This is a genomic window from Alcanivorax sp. REN37, assembly GCF_041102775.1.
Classification (GTDB): Bacteria; Pseudomonadota; Gammaproteobacteria; order Pseudomonadales; family Alcanivoracaceae; genus Isoalcanivorax; species Isoalcanivorax beigongshangi.
In genome coordinates, this window is the sequence record NZ_JBGCUO010000001.1 from 1,029,810 (window position 1) to 1,048,352 (window position 18,543).

The 18,543-nt window shown below is 62.8% G+C and carries 17 protein-coding genes; 15 read left to right on the plus strand and 2 right to left on the minus strand.

Annotation, left to right across the window (positions count from 1 at the left end):
* Nucleotides 1-72 precede the first annotated feature (72 nt).
* Both AB5I84_RS04575 and AB5I84_RS04580 read left to right on the plus strand, forming a co-directional pair.
* Nucleotides 73-342 (plus strand): FAD assembly factor SdhE, encoded by a 270-nt coding sequence (locus tag AB5I84_RS04575; RefSeq protein WP_369454677.1) that lies wholly within the window; start codon nt 73-75, stop codon nt 340-342.
* Nucleotides 299-742, plus strand: coding sequence for a hypothetical protein (locus tag AB5I84_RS04580; RefSeq protein WP_369454678.1), 444 nt, complete (start codon nt 299-301; stop codon nt 740-742). Before AB5I84_RS04575 ends, AB5I84_RS04580 begins: the two co-directional genes overlap by 44 nt.
* Here AB5I84_RS04580 and nadB read toward each other — a convergent pair.
* A complete protein-coding gene (gene nadB / locus AB5I84_RS04585; RefSeq protein ID WP_369454679.1) occupies nt 702-2,291 on the minus strand; it encodes an L-aspartate oxidase in 1,590 nt (529 codons plus the stop codon). The genes AB5I84_RS04580 and nadB overlap by 41 nt on opposite strands.
* A 329-nt stretch (nt 2,292-2,620) precedes the next feature.
* Here nadB and rpoE point away from each other — a divergent pair, with 329 nt between their 5' ends.
* From rpoE to pdxJ, 11 genes are all read left to right on the plus strand, one after another.
* On the plus strand, nt 2,621-3,190 hold the full coding sequence (gene rpoE, locus AB5I84_RS04590; protein ID WP_369454680.1) for an RNA polymerase sigma factor RpoE: 570 nt from the start codon (nt 2,621-2,623) through the stop codon (nt 3,188-3,190).
* Between the two features lie 44 nt (nt 3,191-3,234).
* Complete coding sequence (locus AB5I84_RS04595; protein WP_369454681.1) at nt 3,235-3,849, plus strand: sigma-E factor negative regulatory protein; 615 nt, start codon at nt 3,235-3,237, stop codon at nt 3,847-3,849.
* Nucleotides 3,846-4,868 (plus strand): MucB/RseB C-terminal domain-containing protein, encoded by a 1,023-nt coding sequence (locus tag AB5I84_RS04600; protein WP_369454682.1) that lies wholly within the window; start codon nt 3,846-3,848, stop codon nt 4,866-4,868. Before AB5I84_RS04595 ends, AB5I84_RS04600 begins: the two co-directional genes overlap by 4 nt.
* A 465-nt stretch (nt 4,869-5,333) precedes the next feature.
* Nucleotides 5,334-6,785 (plus strand): DegQ family serine endoprotease, encoded by a 1,452-nt coding sequence (locus AB5I84_RS04605; RefSeq protein WP_369454683.1) that lies wholly within the window; start codon nt 5,334-5,336, stop codon nt 6,783-6,785.
* A gap of 102 nt (nt 6,786-6,887) precedes the next feature.
* Nucleotides 6,888-8,687 carry a translation elongation factor 4 gene (gene lepA, locus AB5I84_RS04610; RefSeq protein WP_369454684.1) on the plus strand — a complete coding sequence of 600 codons (1,800 nt, stop codon included), beginning with the start codon at nt 6,888-6,890 and terminating at the stop codon, nt 8,685-8,687.
* On the plus strand, nt 8,687-9,508 hold the full coding sequence (lepB, locus tag AB5I84_RS04615; protein WP_369454685.1) for a signal peptidase I: 822 nt from the start codon (nt 8,687-8,689) through the stop codon (nt 9,506-9,508). The genes lepA and lepB overlap by 1 nt, the downstream gene beginning before the upstream one ends.
* A gap of 41 nt (nt 9,509-9,549) precedes the next feature.
* The gene (locus AB5I84_RS04620) at nt 9,550-9,930 is read left to right on the plus strand and encodes a DUF4845 domain-containing protein (protein ID WP_369454686.1); all 381 of its coding nucleotides are present in this window, start codon (nt 9,550-9,552) and stop codon (nt 9,928-9,930) included.
* 47 nt (nt 9,931-9,977) lie between these two features.
* Nucleotides 9,978-10,664 carry a ribonuclease III gene (rnc, locus tag AB5I84_RS04625; RefSeq protein WP_369454687.1) on the plus strand — a complete coding sequence of 229 codons (687 nt, stop codon included), beginning with the start codon at nt 9,978-9,980 and terminating at the stop codon, nt 10,662-10,664.
* Complete coding sequence (gene era, locus AB5I84_RS04630) at nt 10,661-11,575, plus strand: GTPase Era (RefSeq protein ID WP_369454688.1); 915 nt, start codon at nt 10,661-10,663, stop codon at nt 11,573-11,575. The genes rnc and era overlap by 4 nt, the downstream gene beginning before the upstream one ends.
* Nucleotides 11,576-11,608: 33 nt before the next feature.
* The gene (gene recO / locus AB5I84_RS04635; RefSeq protein WP_369454689.1) at nt 11,609-12,241 is read left to right on the plus strand and encodes a DNA repair protein RecO; all 633 of its coding nucleotides are present in this window, start codon (nt 11,609-11,611) and stop codon (nt 12,239-12,241) included.
* A 77-nt stretch (nt 12,242-12,318) separates the two neighbouring features.
* Nucleotides 12,319-13,056, plus strand: coding sequence for a pyridoxine 5'-phosphate synthase (pdxJ, locus tag AB5I84_RS04640; protein ID WP_369454690.1), 738 nt, complete (start codon nt 12,319-12,321; stop codon nt 13,054-13,056).
* 423 nt (nt 13,057-13,479) lie between these two features.
* Here the strand turns inward: pdxJ and AB5I84_RS04645 are convergent, their stop codons facing one another.
* The gene (locus AB5I84_RS04645; RefSeq protein WP_369454691.1) at nt 13,480-16,140 is read right to left on the minus strand and encodes a response regulator; all 2,661 of its coding nucleotides are present in this window, start codon (nt 16,138-16,140) and stop codon (nt 13,480-13,482) included.
* A gap of 122 nt (nt 16,141-16,262) precedes the next feature.
* Here AB5I84_RS04645 and cysM point away from each other — a divergent pair, with 122 nt between their 5' ends.
* Both cysM and rlmD read left to right on the plus strand, forming a co-directional pair.
* Nucleotides 16,263-17,162, plus strand: a complete 900-nt coding sequence (cysM, locus tag AB5I84_RS04650; RefSeq protein WP_369454692.1) for a cysteine synthase CysM — start codon at nt 16,263-16,265, stop codon at nt 17,160-17,162.
* A 24-nt stretch (nt 17,163-17,186) separates the two neighbouring features.
* Nucleotides 17,187-18,521 carry a 23S rRNA (uracil(1939)-C(5))-methyltransferase RlmD gene (gene rlmD, locus AB5I84_RS04655; RefSeq protein ID WP_369454693.1) on the plus strand — a complete coding sequence of 445 codons (1,335 nt, stop codon included), beginning with the start codon at nt 17,187-17,189 and terminating at the stop codon, nt 18,519-18,521.
* Nucleotides 18,522-18,543 lie beyond the last annotated feature (22 nt).

Below are 18,543 nucleotides of genomic sequence, written 5' to 3' on the forward strand. Positions count from 1 at the left end.
ATCAATGTCAGTCGTCCGGCCCGGCAGGCATACGCTGGGGTTCCGACGACGCCGGTTTGGAGGGTTTGCAACATGAACGCCGAAGACATCAAGCGCCGTCTCACCTGGCAGTGCCGCCGCGGCCTGAAGGAAACCGACGTGGTGGTGAACGCCTATCTGAACCAGCACTTTCTCAACGACAGCCCGGCTCATCAGGCGTTGTTCGAGCAACTGCTGACGTGCTCCGATCCGGATCTGTTCGAGTGGTTCACGCGTCGTTCGCAACCGCAGGATCCGGCGCTGGCTGGTTTCATTGACCATGTCTTGGGACTGCTGGGGACAGAGAAAACCGCTTACTCCTGACTGGCGCGCCCGTGTCTGGCAACTGCTGCCGGCGGTTGCCGCGGCGCTGGCCGTGCTCGACAGCTCACTGCATGCCTTGATCAAAGCCGTCTTGTTGCTGGCGGTGGTGCTATTGCTGCGCCGCGAATGGCGGCGCCATGATCCGGCGGTGGCGCTGTGGCTTTGGCCGCAGGCGCTGTTGGTGGAAACTGCCAGCGGCCGGCGCCAGCGTTATGCTGCCCCTTTCTTTGCTCGGCACTGGCCCGGCTGTGTAGTGGTGGGGCGGCGCCAACTCTTGTTCCGTCACAGCATGGATGACGACAGTTGGCGCTGCCTGCAGGCGGTGCTGCACCTCAACGGTGGCGCACCGCCGGCGTGGTTCAGGCGGGGTCGGAATCGGGAGCCAGAATCGAATCCCTGATTTCGTCAGCCATGTCCGGGTAGTCGAGGATGTAGTGCAGTCCCCGTGATTCTTTGCGCTGCAGCGCACAGCGGATAATCAGTTCACCGATCACGACCAGGTTGCGCAATTCCAGCAGATCCTTGGAAATACGGTAGTTGGAGTAGTACTCGGCGATTTCCCGTTTCAACAGCTCGATGCGGTGCTGGGCACGCTCGAGGCGTTTCACTGTGCGCACGATGCCGACGTAGTCCCACATGAAGCGGCGCAGCTCATCCCAGTTGTGGCTGATGATCACGTCTTCATCAGAGTTGGTGACCTGCGAATCGTCCCAGGGTGGCACCTCGCCCGGCTGCGGCCAGTGCGGCAAACGCTCGGCAATGTGGCGCGCGGCGGCACTGCCGAACACGAAGCACTCCAGCAGTGAGTTGCTGGCCATGCGGTTGGCACCATGTAGGCCGGTGAACGCGGTTTCGCCCACCGCGTACAGGCCGGGAAGATCGGTTTCGCCATCCAGTGACGTCATCACGCCGCCGCAGGTGTAGTGCGCGGCCGGTACCACCGGGATTGGTTCCTTGGTCATGTCGATGCCCAGTTGCAGGCATTTGGCATAGATGGTGGGGAAGTGCTCGATGATGAAGTCGGCCGACTTGTGACTGATATCGAGGTACAGGCAATCTGCGCCGAGTCGCTTCATTTCAAAGTCGATGGCGCGCGCCACCACATCGCGGGGCGCCAATTCGGCGCGCTCATCAAAGCGCGGCATGAAGCGCGTACCGTCCGGCAGCAGCAGTCGGCCACCTTCGCCGCGCACCGCTTCACTGATCAGGAAGGACTTGGCTTTGGGGTGGTAGAGCACGGTGGGGTGGAACTGCATGAATTCCATGTTGGCCACCCGGCAGCCGGCGCGCCAGGCCATGGCGATGCCGTCGCCGGTGGCCACGTCCGGGTTCGAGGTATAAGCGTAAACCTTGGAAGCGCCCCCGGTGGCCAGCACCACCGCCCGGGCCAGGAACACGTCGGTCAGGCCGGTCATGGTGTTGTGGATATAGGCGCCGACACAGCGACGCTGATCGCCGTCGCCTTCCAGAATCAGATCCACGGCGGTGCGATGCTCGAACAGGTCGACGTTGGGCCGCTGGCGCACCTGATCAATCAGTGCCCCGGATACCGCCAGCCCGGTGGCGTCGGCCACATGGAGGATGCGGCGGTGGCTGTGTCCGCCTTCGCGGGTGAGGTGGAACGGGCCGTCTTCGTCAAAGCGCGTGAAGCCGACGCCTTGGTCCACCAACCAGCGGATCGCTTCTGGCGCGTCTTCGACCGTCCGGCGCACCGCGTCGTCGTGGCACAGCCCGGCCCCGGCCACATGGGTGTCGGCAACGTGGGAGTCGAGGGAATCTTTTTCATCCAGCACGGCAGCGATGCCGCCCTGAGCGTAATAGGTGCTGGCGCTGGTCAATTCGCCCTTGGACAACAGCGCGATGCGGCTGTCGGTACCGAGGCGCAAGGCAACACTCAATCCGGCAGCGCCGCTGCCGATGATCAGAACGTCGTGGCGATAGGTGGCCATGGATACTCCGCGTGGCTGGCTCGGCCTGAGTCTGCCCCACCGGGCGGTGGGGTCTGGCAGGGCGCCAGTATAAGAGCGCTGCGCAGGCACCACCATCCCGAACCAAGAGTGCTTCGGTATCAAACAGTTGCAGTCGGCTTCGTATCACATTGATAAACCGTTTGCGGTGACAGGTGTGTGGCATGACGGCTTTGCTACAATGGCGCGCTGTCCGCCCTCCGGGCTGGGCAGGCAATATCGTTACGGGCGTGATGGGAACTTTTCCGCTAGCACGTCCGTCAGAAGGAACCATTGTGGCTTGACAGTGCGAGCCAGTCGGGGGAGCACGGGTGTCAGACGAGGAATTAGTCAAACGCTGTCAGAAAGGCGATCAGCGCGCGTTCGATCTGCTGGTGCGTAAGTATCAGCACCGTATTTTTGCGCTCATCAGCCGCTACGTGCGTGACCAGGATGAAGTGCAGGACATTGCTCAAGAAGCGTTTCTGAAGGCATGGCGGGCACTGCCACGGTTCCGTGGCGACAGCGCATTTTATACGTGGCTGTACCGGATCGCAGTGAACACGGCGAAGAACCATTTGGTGGCCCAGGGCCGCCGGCCGCCGGGTAGTGATGTCGATGCTGGCGAGGCCGAACAGTTTGTCGGTGCAGATGGTTTGCACGAATTCGGAACTCCGGAATCACTGGCCTTGTCAGAGGAACTTGAACAGGCCATCCACGGCGCTATCAACGCTTTACCCCAAGAGCTGAAAACCGCAGTCACACTGCGCGAGTTCGAGGGCTTGAGCTACGAGGACATTGCCGCGGTGATGGATTGCCCGGTGGGCACGGTGCGTTCACGCATCTTCCGCGCCCGCGAGGCCATTGATCAGGTTGTGCGACCCCTGATGGAGCGGGGTTAGTGTGGGAGAAGGACAGACATGGTCTGCATTACAAAGGTGACGCCATGAGAACTGAACGTGAGCGTGAAGGACTGTCCAGTTTGTTGGACGGCGAAGCGAGTGAGCTGGAACTGCGCCGTGTGCTGCGCGATCTCGATGACGACGCGGCGGCCCAGTTTGGCCGGTGGCAGTTGGCATCGGACATCCTGCGTGGGCAGCCGGTGGCCGCTGTGCCGGGTGACTTCAGCGCACGCCTGCAGCAAGCGCTGGCCGATGAGGCACCGCGCCGTGGCAACTGGCTCGGTCATCTGACCCGGGTGGCGGTGGCGGCTGGCGTGGCGGCGGCCACGGTAACGGTGGGCTGGCAGTACTGGGGCGGCAGCCCGGTGGGTGGGCCGGCCCAGGTGGCCAGTGCACCGATGGCGGCGTCCGCGTCCCACAACGGTATGCCGGCACGGTTGTCCGAGGCCTATCGGGGACGTCCACTGGGTGACATCGCCTTGGTAGGGCTCGATACCCGTCCCCAGGCGGCGCAGGAAAACGGTGCCCAGCAGGGTAGCCAGCCGATCAGCCCGATGCTGCTGCGTCACAGTGAAATGTCGGCCCGCCACGGTGGCCAAGGCATGCTGCCTTATGTGCGCTTGGTCAACGCGGATGCCCTGCGCGCTGAATCTGAATGATGGGTGAGCGCCGCTTCCGTTGGGCGCTGGTGCTCACCGGCGCTCTACTCTGCCTGCCACTGCCGGCGGCCGCCCAGCCGCTGGCGACCCCGGTCACCGAAGCCCGCACGTTGCTGGCCGACATGGCTGGCGCCTACCGCAGCCGCACCTTTACCGGGCGGCTGGTGTATCTCTACGGCAATGATGTCACCACGCTGGCGGTGCGCCATGCGGTGATTGATGGCATCGAGTACGAACGCCTCAGTCATCTCGATGGTCGCGCCGAATTGCTGCGGGTTGGCCAGCAAGTGCTGGCGGTACACCCGGACGGCAGCGTTACGCGCATGCCGAACCGCGATGGCCGCTCGGTGGTGTCGTTGTTTGACCGCATGGCGGAACAGTTGCCGGCGCAATACAGCGTGCTGCTGGACGGCGACGCGCGGGTGGCGGGGCGCAGTGCTATTCGACTGCGGGTGCGGCCGCTCGACAACCACCGTTATGGCTACCGGCTGTGGGTCGATCGTGACAGCAAGCTACTGTTGAAGTCCGAAACGCTGGATCCGAACAATGCGCCGTTGGAGCGCATGGAGTTCGTACAGCTGGAGTTGTCGCCGCCGCTAACCGCTGCTGACTTTGCGCCGCCACCTACCCACCGCTACCACGCCATCGAAGACCTCGGGGCAATCCGCGAGATATCTCCCAATATTGAACCTGGCTGGTTGCCGGCCGGCTTCGTGCCACTGCAACGGGATTTGCGCCGTTCAGCGCCGGTACACCAGCCGGTGGCCGCGCTGGCCTACGGCGATGGGTTGGCGTCGTTCACGCTATTTGTGCAGGGCGTGCCGGAAGGCGCCAGTGTTGAGCAGGGTGTCAGCCGTATGGGCCCGACGTTGGCGATGACCCGCCATGCGCAAGCCAGCCAAGGTGGCGGTTTGCTGCTGGTGCTGGTGGGCGAGATTCCCCAGGACACCGCCGAGCGCATCATGGATCACGTGGTGATCGGCGGACACGCGCTGGAGCAGGGTGCCGATGGGCAGTGAGCCTGTTCGTGCGGTAGGCCGCAGCGGACGTTGGCGGTCGATGGCTGCGCTGATAACGCCTGTCTACGGGCAGCTCGGCTTAGGGGCCAGCGGCGGCCTGCCTTGGCGACACGGCGCACCAGTCACCGGTCGCAACCGGTTGGTGGGCCGGTCGAAAGGCAGCGTCGCCGTCGAATATCCCATTAGTTCCATCGCCGGGCGTGCCGCTGAGCAATGCGTGGTGGTGGCATGGCCGGCTGGTGCTCGGTGCGGTGTCGGCCGTCGCTGGACACCCGGCGTCGAATGGGGCCCTTGGCGCTGCGATCGGACCGCTGTTGGCGTGGTGTGCCATGGCCGCATGTTGGCAGTGGAGTACGACCGCGCCGCTTGATGATCACGGTGCCGCGCCGCCGCCATGAGCGGCGCGGCGGTTGTCCGGCGCGGTATGCGGCGCCGGTTTTTCACCAGCAAAGGGAAGTCGGAAACATGATCAATACATCTTTGCGTTTGACGGCGCTGGCCGCTCTCACCGGTGTGCTGGTGGCCTGTGGGCCGAGTAGTTCGCCACAGCAACAAAATAGTGCGCCGGCGCCAGTGACCGAACGCGCGCCGCGCGCCACCGTGACGTTGCCGGACTTCGCCCAGCTGGTTGAGGAGCATGGCGCGGCGGTGGTGAATATCAGCACCATCCAGAAGGTCAGTGCCCGCCGCAGTGCGCTGTCGAGCCAGCATCTGCCGGAAATGTTCCGCCGCTTTTTCGAGGAATTCGATGAGCGTGGCGGCGGCGAGCAGGAGGCTGAGTCGCAAGGCTCCGGTTTCATTATTTCCAAGGACGGCTACGTGCTGACCAACTACCACGTGGTACGTCAGGCGGAGCGTATTCTGGTGCGCTTGCAGGACCGCCGCGAGCTGGAAGCGACGTTGGTGGGGCAGGACCCGCAATCTGATTTGGCATTGCTGCGCATCGAAGAAGATGACCTGCCGGTGGTCACCATCGGCTCTTCCAACGATTTGCGGGTGGGTGAGTGGGTGCTGGCGATCGGCGCGCCGTTCGGCTTCGAAAGCTCTGTCACCGCTGGCATCGTCAGTGCGTTGGGCCGCAGTCTGCCGAGCGAAAACTATATTCCCTTCATCCAGACCGACGTGGCGATCAACCCGGGTAACTCCGGCGGACCGCTGTTCAACCTCAATGGTGAAGTAGTCGGCATCAACGCCCAAATCGTGTCGCAATCCGGTGGCTTCATGGGGCTGTCGTTCTCGATTCCGATCGACATGGCCATGGATGTGGTCAAGCAGCTGAAGGAGAACGGCCGCGTCACCCGTGGCTGGCTTGGTGTGATGATCCAAGAGGTGGATCGTGACCTGGCCAAGTCGTTTGGGCTGCCCAAGCCGGCTGGCGCGCTGGTGGCACAAGTGCAGGATGATTCCCCGGCGGCCAAAGCCGGCCTGCAAGTGGGTGATGTGATCATTGCCATGAACGGCGCCCCGGTGGATCGTTCTGCCGGCCTGCCGCCGCTGGTTGGCCGGTTGGCGCCGGGTGACGAAGCTACGTTTGAGGTGATCCGCGACGGCAAGGGCAAACGTATCAAGGTCACCATCGGCGAGCTGCCACAGGATGGCGACGCGGATACGCCGGCAACACCCGCCGCCAGCCCGCATCCGCTGGGCCTGACGGTGGAGCCGCTCAGCGCCGAGGACAAGCGCAAGCTCGGCCTCAACAACGGTGTGCGCGTGACCGCGGTGCAGAAAGGTCCGGCAGAAAAGGCGGGTATCCAGACCGGTGATATCCTGCGCACGCTCAATAACGTGCAGATCGACTCTGCCCAGCAGTTGGCGTCGGTGGCTAAGGAGCTGCCAAAGGACACGTTCATTTCGGCACTGGTGCAGCGGGGCGACCAACCGCGCTTCTTGGCGCTGCGGCTTGAGGAAACCCCCTGAGCCGAGGGCGCCGTCGGCGGGCGTTGGGCCAGTGCGCCCATCGCCCTTGGCCGGCAAATCCGCTAGAATCGCCGCTTCCCATGACTGACCTGCGGCATCCCTGTGACTGATATCAGCCATATTCGCAACTTCTCCATCATTGCCCACATCGACCACGGCAAATCCACGCTCGCCGACCGGTTCATTCAGGTGTGCGGCGGGCTGTCCGAGCGTGAACTGCGCGAGCAGGTGCTCGACTCCATGGACCTGGAGCGCGAACGTGGCATCACCATCAAAGCCCACAGCGTGACCCTGTATTACCAGGCCCGTGACGGCATCGAATACCAGCTCAACTTCATCGACACCCCCGGGCACGTGGACTTCTCCTACGAAGTGTCACGCTCGCTGGCGGCCTGTGAAGGGGCGCTGCTGGTGGTGGACGCTGGCCAAGGCGTGGAAGCGCAGTCGGTGGCCAACTGCTACACCGCCATCGAGCAGGATCTGGAAGTGCTGCCGGTACTGAACAAGATCGACCTGCCGCAGGCCGATCCAGACCGCGTCTGTGCCGAGATCGAGGAGATTATCGGCCTCGACGCCACCGAAGCGTGCAAGGTGAGCGCCAAGACCGGGGTCGGCATTGACGATCTGCTGGAGCAGCTGGTGGCCAAGATCCCGGCGCCGGTAGGTGACCGCGACAGCAAGCTGCAAGCGCTGATCATCGACTCTTGGTTCGACAACTACCTCGGGGTGGTGTCGCTGGTGCGGGTCACCAACGGCCGCCTGAAAAAAGGCGACCGCATTCTGGTAAAGAGCACTGGCCAGGTGCACGTGGTGGATGCGATGGGCGTGTTCACCCCCAAACGCACCGACCGCCCGCTGCTCGAGGCCGGCGAGGTGGGCTGGATCACTGCCAGCATTAAAGACATTCTCGGCGCGCCGGTGGGCGACACCCTGACCCACGCCAAAACCCCGGAAGTGGACGCGCTGCCGGGCTTTAAACAGGTGACGCCGCAGGTGTACGCCGGCATGTTCCCAGTGACCGCCGATGACTACGAAGACTTCCGCGATGCGTTGTCGAAGCTGGCGCTGAACGACGCCTCGCTGTTTTACGAGCCGGAAACCTCGGATGCGCTGGGCTTTGGCTTCCGTCTCGGCTTCCTCGGCATGCTGCACATGGAGATCATCCAGGAGCGGCTGGAGCGCGAATACGACCTCGATCTGATCACCACCGCCCCTACTGTGGTTTACGAACTGCTGTTGGTGGACGGCAGCATCCTGCACGTGGACAACCCGTCCAAACTGCCGGAATCGAACAAGGTGGAAGAATTCCGCGAGCCGATCGCGCGGGTCAATATTTTGGTGCCACAGGAGTATATCGGCTCGGTGATGACGCTGGCGGTGGAGCGTCGGGGCGTGCAGAAGAACATGCAGTACGCCGGCAGTCAGGTGTCGATTACCTATGACATTCCGATGGCGGAAGTGGTGCTCGATTTCTTCGACAAGCTGAAATCTTGCAGCCGGGGTTACGCCTCACTGGATTACGCCTTCGACCGCTTCGAACCGGCCAAGCTGGTGCGCGTCGATGTGCTCATCAACGGCGACAAAGTCGATGCGCTGGCGATCATCTGCCACGCCGATCAGGCGCTTTATCGCGGTCGGGTGCTGACCGAAAAAATGAAAGATCTGGTGCCGCGTCAGATGTACGATGTGGCGATCCAGGCCGCCATCGGCAACAAGATCATTGCCCGGCAAACGGTCAAAGCGCTGCGCAAAAACGTACTGGCGAAGTGCTACGGCGGTGACGTGTCACGGAAGAAAAAGCTGCTGGAGAAACAGAAAGCCGGCAAGAAGCGCATGAAGCAGGTGGGCAACGTGGAAATTCCCCAAGAAGCCTTCCTCGCCGTACTCAAGGTGGGTGATTGATGGATATCGATATCGGCTTTTGGTTGCCGGTGGCGGTGCTGGTGGCAATCGCCATCTGGTTGCTGGACCGTGTGTTGAAATTGCGTGTCCGTGCCGGCCGCGTGGTGCGCGAAGTGGTGGAGTTCTCCAACTCGCTGCTGCCGGTGCTGATGGTGGTGCTGGTCATTCGCTCGTTCATCGTTGAGCCGTTCACAATTCCGTCCGGTTCCATGCTGCCGACGCTGGAAGTGAACGACTTCATCTTGGTCAACAAATTTTCCTACGGACTGCGGTTGCCGCTCACCAACACCTTGGTGGTGGATCTGGGCAAACCGCAGCGTGGTGATGTGATGGTGTTCCGCTATCCCAAGGAGCCGACCCAGAACTTCATCAAGCGTGTAGTGGGTGTACCCGGTGACCACATCGTGCAGCGCCATGAGCAGCTGTATGTGAATGGCGAACCGGTACAACGCGTGGGCCTGGATACCGTGCGCCGTGGGCGGCTGCAGGAAACTCTGTTCGTCGAGACGTTGGGCGAGCAACCGCACCTGATCCGCCACGAAGCTGAGCTGAATCCGCTCACCGGGCAGTTCATGTCCAACAGCATTGACCGTGAATGGACCGTTGGGGAAGGCGAGTACTTCATGGTGGGTGATAACCGCAACAACAGCAACGACAGCCGTTACTGGGGCATGGTCAGCGAAGATCATATTGTCGGTAAGGCGTTCTACATCTGGATGCATTGGCAGCCGCTGTTCAACCTGCCACAGTTTCACCGCAACGGTGCCATCGACAAACAAGACAATATTCAGGCGCTGTTGCAGCAACGTGCCAGCCGCTGAACCGCGCTGGCATTTCGATTGATGTGATGGGGGAGAGCAGGATGCGGGGGGCATCGGCATCACGGCAGCGCGGGCTGTCATTGTTGGGGTGGTTGGTGGTGTTGCTGATCGGCGGGTTGTTGGCGCTGGTGGCGATCCGCCTGATTCCGGTGTATCTCGAGTACAGCTCGGTGCGCACCGCGGTCCAGAACGTGCTGGCCGACAACAACACCAATTTGCTGTCGGAGCGCGACATCCGTGACGGCGTGCTGCGTCGCTTCACGGTCAACAACGTGACCAGCATCCGCGCCGATGAACTGGTGATCCGGCGCGAGGGCACCCGGGTGGTGGTCGGCGTCGATTACGAAGTGCGTGAACCACTGCTGGCCAACGTGGATTTGCTGATTACGTTCAGCGACGACTTTGCCAAAGACATTCGTTAAACAGGGCATCCACCGGTGGGCCACCGGGGCCCTCCGGGAACAGACTTATGGAAGCCATTGAGCTGTCACGGCTCTGCCAGCGTTTGGGCTACTCCTTTACCGATCCGTGCCTGCTCAAGCAGGCACTGACTCACCGCAGTGCCAACCGGCGCCACAACAACGAGCGGCTGGAATTTCTCGGCGATGCCGAGCTCGGCCGTATTGTCTCGCGCTGGTTGTTTGAACGTTTTCCGGAAGCCGGCGAAGGCCAGCTGACGCGCATGCGCTCGTTGCTGGTGCGCGGCGCCACACTGGCCGAAGTGGCACGTGAACTGGCGCTGGGCGATCACTTGGTGCTCGGCGGCGGCGAAATGAAGAGCGGCGGTCACCGCCGCGACTCGATCTTGGCTGATGCGCTGGAAGCGCTGGTGGGAGCGATCCTGCTGGAGGGTGGCGAGCAACAATGCCGCGAGCGGGTGCTGGACTGGTTTGCCGAGCGGCTCGCTCAGGTCTCGCCGGACACCGCCGATAAAGATGCCAAGACCCGCCTGCAGGAACACCTGCAAGCGTTTCAACAGCCATTGCCGGACTACCAGGTGGTGGCCATCCACGGTCAGGCACCGGACCAGCGCTTTGATGTGCAGTGCCATCTGCCCGACCAACAACAGACGTTCGTCGCCCAAGGCACCAGCCGGCGCCGGGCGGAACAAGCCGCCGCCCAGCAGGCACTGGCGTGGCTGGAGGAACAGCCATGACAGACAGCGCTGCTGTCGACACCCGCTGCGGCGTGGTGGCCATCGTCGGCCGCCCCAACGTGGGCAAATCGACACTAATGAACCACCTGATCGGCCAAAAGATCAGTATCACCTCGCGCAAGCCACAGACCACCCGGCACCGTATCCACGGCATCCTCAGCCGCGATGAGTACCAGATCGTGCTGGCCGACACCCCCGGTATCCACCGTGGCGAAGACCGCGCTCTAAACCGCGCCATGAACCAGGCCGCCGTGCGTGCGCTGGAAGACGTGGATGCGATCTGCTTTATGGTTGACGCGTTGAAGTGGACTGAGGCAGACGAGCACGTGCTCAAGCTGCTGCGCCGCGTCACCACCACGCCGGTGGTGCTGGTGGTGAACAAGGTCGACAGCCTGGAAGACAAGGAGCGCTTGCTGCCGCACTTGGCGTTCCTCGGCCAACAGTTCGACTTTGCTGAAGTGGTGCCGGTGTCAGCGTTGGGTGGCCATAACCTCACCGCACTGGAAGGCGTGCTGGCGAAATTCCTGCCGCCCGGCCCGTTCTGGTTTGATGAGGAACAGATCACTGACCGCAGCCTGCGCTTCATGGCCGCGGAGATTGTGCGCGAGAAAGTGGTGCGCCAGTTAGGTCAGGAACTGCCGCACCAAGTGGCGGTGGAAGTAGAGCTGTGGGAAGACGGCCCGCGCCACACCACTATTTCTGCAGCCATCCTGGTGGAGCGCCGGGGTCAGAAGAAAATCCTCATCGGTGTTGGCGGCGATCGCATCAAGCGCATTGGCACCGAGGCCCGCCACGACATCGAACAGCTGATCGACCGCAAAGTAATGCTCAATCTGTGGGTGAAAATTCGCTCCGGTTGGTCCGATGACGAGCGCGCCCTGCGTTCGCTCGGTTACGACGAGCGCGATTGAGCCATGACCGGGGCGGTGCTGGAGCCCTTTTGGGTGTTGCATGCCCGCCCCTACCGCAACACCAGCGCCTTGCTGGAGTTGTTCAGTGCCCGCCGTGGCCGTTTCGGTGCCATCGCCCGTGGTGGCCGAAAAAGTAAATCCCTGCAACCGTTCCAACCGCTCACCGGCCAGTTCGGTGGGCGCGGCGAACTGTTGGCACTCCACCATTACGAGCCGCTGGCAGCGCCGCTAGCACTGCAAGGCCGCGCGCTGTTCTGCGGGCTTTACGTCAACGAATTGATGGTGCGGGTGCTGCACCGCGACGTGCCGGTACCGGACCTGTCGCAGCCTTACGACGATGCGCTGACCGCCTTGAGCGGCAGTGATTGGCCCCAGGATGTGGTATTGCGCCGTTTCGAATACACCATGCTGACGGTGCTCGGTTACGGCTTTTCGTTGCAGCAGGATAATCACGGGCGCCCGCTGCAGCCGCAGCAGCATTACTGCTTTGACGCCGAGGCCGGCTTGCAGCTTTGCGATCAGGGCCTGACCGGTGCCGACCTGCTGGCGATGGCAGCCGGTGATTGGCACGCCAGCGCGCGGCAGGCCGCCAAGCGCTTGTTGCGCAGCGCCTTGGCGCCCCATCTTGGTGATCGGCCGCTGCTGAGCCGTGAGCTGTTCCGTTGAAGCGCAGCAGCGCGGCGCCTTAGCCGCTATACTCGGCTCCCCGTTTCGACCCCTCTTAGCCAGAAGGAAGTCAGACCATGTCAGTGTTGCTCGGTGTGAACATCGATCACGTGGCCACCCTGCGCCAGGCACGCGGTACCCGTTATCCGGAGCCGGTGCAGGCAGCGTTGGTGGCCGAGCAGGCCGGTGCCGACGGTATTACCGTGCATCTGCGTGAAGACCGTCGCCACATCAACGACCGCGATGTGGAACTGCTGATGCAGACGGTACAGACCCGCATCAACCTGGAAATGGCCACCACCGACGAAATGGTCGCCATCGCCACCCGTTTGAAACCCACTTATTGCTGTTTGGTGCCGGAGCGTCGTGAGGAGCTGACCACTGAAGGGGGCCTAGATGTGGTGGGCCACTTCCAGCACATCAAAACCGTGTGCGCGAAACTGATGGATGCCGGCATTGAAGTGTCGTTGTTCATTGATGCCGAGCCAGCCCAGATCGAAGCCGCCGCAGCCTGTGGTGCCAGCACCATCGAAATTCATACCGGCCATTATGCCGATGCAGTCACTGCGGCGGCGCAGCAGGAAGAGCTGCGCCGCATCCGCCACGGTCTCGACCTAGCGCTGGAAAACGGCCTGATCGTCAACGCCGGTCACGGCCTGCACTACCACAACACCCAGCCGATCGCGGCCCTGCCAGGCATCCATGAACTGAACATCGGCCACGCGATCGTGGCCCGGGCGGTAATCAGCGGCCTGCATGCAGCGGTGCATGACATGAAAGTGTTGATCCGCGAAGCCAGCCGCAAGAGCGCGTGAGCGGACTGCCGTGCCGTCCTAGTGTCGGTGCCTCTTAAAGCCCCACCGAGGCCAAGTCGTCGACGCCGGCAAGCCGGTTGAAAAGGCGCTGCAGTGCTGGCGCCTTTCATCAGTTTGCCTGCCATCACCAATCCGGCGTTAGCGGCCGCGCTGGCGGCTCGGCAGTTCGACCGGACACTGTCTGCCAGCGCCGGTTTGAAGATCAGAATGGATTGCAGCACGTACAACGGCAGCGAGGCCCGCCTTCCTGTCACCGGTAGCAGCGTTTGCTGCACCGATGTTTGGGTGGCGGGCAGGGTGCCATCCTTGCCCCCACCGTCCTATGCCAGAGACAGGTGCTGCTGTCGGAGCGGGCTATGTGGCTGAGCGGGCGGCAACTGGAATGCGTCACTGTTGTGGGCTGCCCGCGTGCGGCCGGTTGCCTTAGTTATCCAGCCCCAGCAATGAATCCGGCGCCTGTTCCCGCACCCGCCGCACCTCCACCAGCAGCGTTTCTACTGCACGTCGGCGTGATGCCTGCTGAGCGTTGGATTTCAGTGCTTCCTCGGCCTGCCGGGTAAGTTGCTCCAGCCGCAGGAAGCCGCAGTAGCGGGTGGCACCGTGCAGCTTGTGCACCGCTTCCAACAGCCGCGGCCAGTCTTCTTGGCCGAGTTCCTCGCCGAGCCCGTGATGGATCACCTCGTGGTCTTCTTCCAGTGCGCTCAGCAGCATGCCGTGCAGTTCTTCGGCCAGGCTTTCGCGGCCGCCAGCGCGTGACAACGCCTGGTGGCGATCAAAGAAAGCCGGACCGCTGTCCTGTTTGCGCGGCACCCATTTGTCCAGCATGTGACGCAGATGCGCTTCGCTGACCGGCTTGCTGAGGTAGTCATCCATACCGTTTTTAAGCAGCCGCAGGCGCTCGTCCTCTAGCGCGTGGGCGGTGAGGGCGATGATCGGCAAATGGCGGCCAGTCTGATCTTGCAGGCGCAGGCGGCGGGTGGTTTCCAGCCCATCCAGACCGGGCATCTGGATATCCATGAACACCAGATCGAACGGCTGCTGCTGATGGGCGGTCAGCGCCTGCTCGCCGCTGGCGCAGGCGGTGACTTTGACGCCCATTTCTTCCAAGAACACCGATGCCAAACGCAAGTTACCAGGGTGATCGTCCACCACCAGTACTGACAGTGTGCGCGGGTCCGACGGTGCCGGCAGTCGCGGTTGCGACTGACCACTGAGATCCAGCAGCAGATCGTAAAGCCGCAGCCGGGTGGCGGGCTTGCCGAGCGTGCGCAGATAGCGGTGCTCGCTGCTCAGGGTCTGGAGCCGGTCGCGGTAGTTGCTCAGCAGCACCGTGCCTTGGTGCGCGTAGTGATCCAGGCGTTCCACCAACGCGCTGAGTTGAGCGCCGGGTAGTGGTTGTGGCGGCAGCCCCACCAGCACGAAGTCAGCCTGGGGCCGCTGCGGGTCAGACAAGGCGTTGCCCAGATGCTCCACCGACTGCACCGTGTCCACCTCCATGCCCCAGGCCCGCAGCATGTGGTAGAGGCCGAGGCGGGCGTGTTCGTTGGCTTCGGCCAGCAGCGCCCGGCGGCCGCGGAAGGCCCGGAAGCCATCCAGGGCCGACGGGTGCGGGTCGACCTCCAAGCGCAGCGTGAACCAGAAGGTGGCGCCTTGGCCGCTGTCGCTTTCCACGCCAATCTCGCCGCCCATCTCCTCGACGATGCGTTTGCTGATTGCCAGCCCCAGCCCGGAACCGCCCAGCCGCCGCGCGGCGCTTTGGTCGATTTGAGTGAAGGCGCGGAACAGCTCTTTCTGCATCGCCTCATCAATGCCGGTGCCGGTGTCGGTGACGGCAATTTTCAGCGTTGCTTGCTGATCGCGCAGTTCCTCCAGCATCGCGCGCACCACTACCGAGCCTTGGTCGGTGAATTTGATGGCGTTGTTCATCAAATTGGTGAGTACCTGCCGCACCCGCAGCGGGTCACCGATCAGTTGCAGCGGCACGTCGGAATAGATGATCGCTGCTTGTTCCAAGCCTTTTTCTTGCGCCAGCGGCGCTAACAGCGTCTGCACTTCCTCGATCAGGTCGTGCAGATGCAGCGGTACCCGGTCGAGGCTGAGTTTGCCGGCTTCAATTTTGGAAAAGTCGAGAATGTCGTTGATGATCGCCAGCAGCGACTCTGATGATTTGCGGATGGTGCTCAGGTATTCGCGCTGGCGCGGATCGAGGCTAGAGCGCAGTAACAGCCGGGTGAAGCCGATAATGCCGTTCAGCGGTGTGCGAATTTCGTGACTCATATTGGCGAGAAATTCGGACTTAATCTGGCTTGCCTTGACCGCCTGTTTGCGCGCCATGTCCAGCTCGATGTTCTGGATCTCGATAGTTTCCAGCGTTTCACGCAAGTCCTCGGTGGCCTGGTCCACGTTCTGCCGCAGTTCGTTTTGCTGTTCCTCCAGCGCTGCCGCCATCTGGTTGATAGTGCGCTCCAAGACCGCCAGTTCGCCGCGTGCGCCGGTGTGCAGACGCACCCCCAGTTGTCCGGCGCGGATTTGCCGCAGGGTGCGGCCGTACTCGGTCAGTTGCGCCGTGAGTTGCTGGTTGTAACGCAGCGCCGGAATAACCGCCAGGCCGAGCAACAAGCCGGTGCCCACCAGTAGTGTAAGCAGGGTTTTTAGCACCTGAATCTGCTGGCGAGCGGTGGAGAACTCGACCTCCAGCGTGCCCAGTGCCGGCGGCGCCAGCTCGCGCTGCCAGCGCACGGTTTCTTGGCCATGCTGCAGCACGCCGCGGGCGGCGGTGGCCGTCTGCATGCGCGGGCCGACGTGCAGCGCCGTCTGGCCCGGGCGAGTGAAGCGCGCAGCGCGCACATCCTGCTCGTCCAGCAGCTGCTGCATCAATGTCGGCAGCAAGTCACTGCTGTCAGCGGCCAGCGCTTGCAGACGCGCGCTGTAGCTGTCTACCACCAGCCGCTGCAGGTGTTCGCTGTGGCTGTGGATATCGGTCAGGCGGGTGACCAGCAGGTAGCCGCCCAGCGCCAGCACGGCCAACAGCGTCGGCAGGGCGGTCATCAGCAGCATGCGGGTGCGCAACGAAAGTGAAGGCATCGGTCGGTCCGGTGGCAACAATGCCCGGATTATGCCGACTTGGTGCAAGCAGCGGCCAGCATCCGCTGGTGCTGCCCGATGCATGGGGTACAATCGCCCCCATTCTGTCAGCGAGGCCGAGCATGAATTTCCCGTCTATTGAACACACTGTGGGCCATACGCCGCTGGTGCGTCTCAAGCGCCTGCCCGGCAACACCAGCAACATCATCCTGGTGAAGCTGGAGGGCAATAACCCGGCCGGTTCGGTCAAGGACCGCCCGGCGCTGAACATGATCCTCAAAGCCGAGCAACGCGGCGAGATCCGTCCCGGTGACACGCTGGTGGAAGCCACCAGCGGTAACACTGGCATCGCACTGGCGATGGCGGCGGCGATGCGCGGCTACCGTATCAAGTTGATCATGCCGGCCAACCAGAGCCAGGAGCGTAAAGACGCCATGGCCGCCTACGGTGCCGAATTGATCGAAGTGTCCAAGGAAGAAGGCATGGAAGGCGCCCGCGACTTGGCGCTGGCCATGCAAGCGCGCGGCGAAGGCATCGTGCTAGATCAGTTCTCCAACCCGGATAACCCGGCGGCCCATTACGAAACCACCGGTCCGGAAATCTGGCAGGGCACTGAAGGCCGTATTACCCACTTCGTGTCGTCCATGGGCACCACCGGCACCATCATGGGTACCTCTCGCTACCTCAAAGAGCAAAACCCTGAGGTGCGCATCATTGGTTTGCAGCCGTCAGAAGGTTCAGCCATTCCCGGTATCCGCCGTTGGCCGGAGGCTTACCTGCCGTCGATCTTCGATCGTAGCCGCGTGGATGAGGTGGTGGACATGAGCCAGTCACTGGCCGAAGACACCATGCGCCGACTGGCGCGCGAGGAAGGCATTTCCTGCGGTGTCTCCTCTGGTGGCGCGGTGGCGGCTGCGTTGCAGCTGTCTGAGCGCGTCGAAAATGCCGTCATCGTTGCCATCGTCTGTGATCGTGGCGACCGTTACCTGTCCACCGGGGTGTTCACCGCTGATCGCGGCTGAATACCCGCAACACCCGAGTTCAGCATGGCCCGACGTCCGCGGCGCAAGCCGTTGCCGGAAGGAATCTTCCCGGCGCAGATCCTCAGTCTCAGCCACGACGGCCGCGGCATTGCCCGGCCGGATGGCAAAACCCTGTTTATCGACAACGCCCTGCCCGGTGAGCAGGTGCAGTTTCGTTACACCATGGTGCACAGCAAGTATGACGAAGGCCGCGCTGACGTCATCGACGTGGCGGCGCCGGAACGTGCTCAGCCACCGTGCGAGCACGCACTGCTGTGTGGCGGTTGCAGCCTGCAGCACTACCGTAGCGATGCCCAAGTGCAACTCAAGCAGCAGGTGCTGGCGGAACAACTGGCCCACTTTGGCGGCTTGGAGCCCGAGCGCTGGCTGGCGCCGCTGACCGGTCCCACCACCGGTTACCGCAGCAAGGCGCGCCTTGGCGTGCGTTATGTGGATGCCCGCGAAACCTCGCTGGTGGGGTTCCGTGAGAAACGCAATAACTTCCTCGCTGACATCCAGCGCTGTGAAATTTTGGTGCCAGACATCGGCCATGCGCTGATGGCACTGCGTGAGCTGATCAATGGGCTGGAATGCCGCGCGCGTTTGCCGCAGATCGAGGTGGCCGCCGGCGACGACGAATTGGCGCTGGTGTTTCGCCATATGGACCCGCTCACCGATGGCGACCGTGCGGCGCTGGTGGGCTTCTGCCAGCAACGCGGCTGGCATTGCTACCTGCAGCCCGGCAACGAGCAGAGCGTGCACCGCATCTGGCCGCAAGACGGCCCGGAGCGGCTGCACTACCGCATGCCAGCTGACCAGCTAGACATGGCATTCCATCCCACCGACTTCACCCAGGTCAACGCTGACATCAACCGCCGCATGGTGCCGCTGGCACTGGATTTGCTAGACCTGTCCCCAGAGCACCGGGTGCTTGATCTGTTCTGCGGACTCGGCAATTTCACGCTGCCACTGGCGCGTCGCGCCGGCGAGGTGATCGGCGTCGAGCTGAGCCAAGCGATGGTGGAACGGGGCGAAGAGAACGCCCGCCGCAATGGGCTGTCCAATGTCAGCTTCCATGCCTGGGACCTGAACCAGTCGGTGGACGGCGAGCCCTGGGCACAGCAACGTTTCGACCGCATTTTGATTGATCCGCCGCGCGCCGGTGCGCTTGAAATGGTGCGGTTGATGCCCCAATTTGGGGCGGAAAAATTGGTCTATGTGTCCTGCAACCCGGCCACCTTGGCACGGGATGCGGGCGAACTGGCCCAGCTCGGATACCGGCTGGAAGCCGCGGGGGTGATGGATATGTTCCCCCATACCACGCATGTGGAATCCATCGCCTTGTTCGTGCGCCAGTAAGCGATCGCAAGCAAGGAGACCA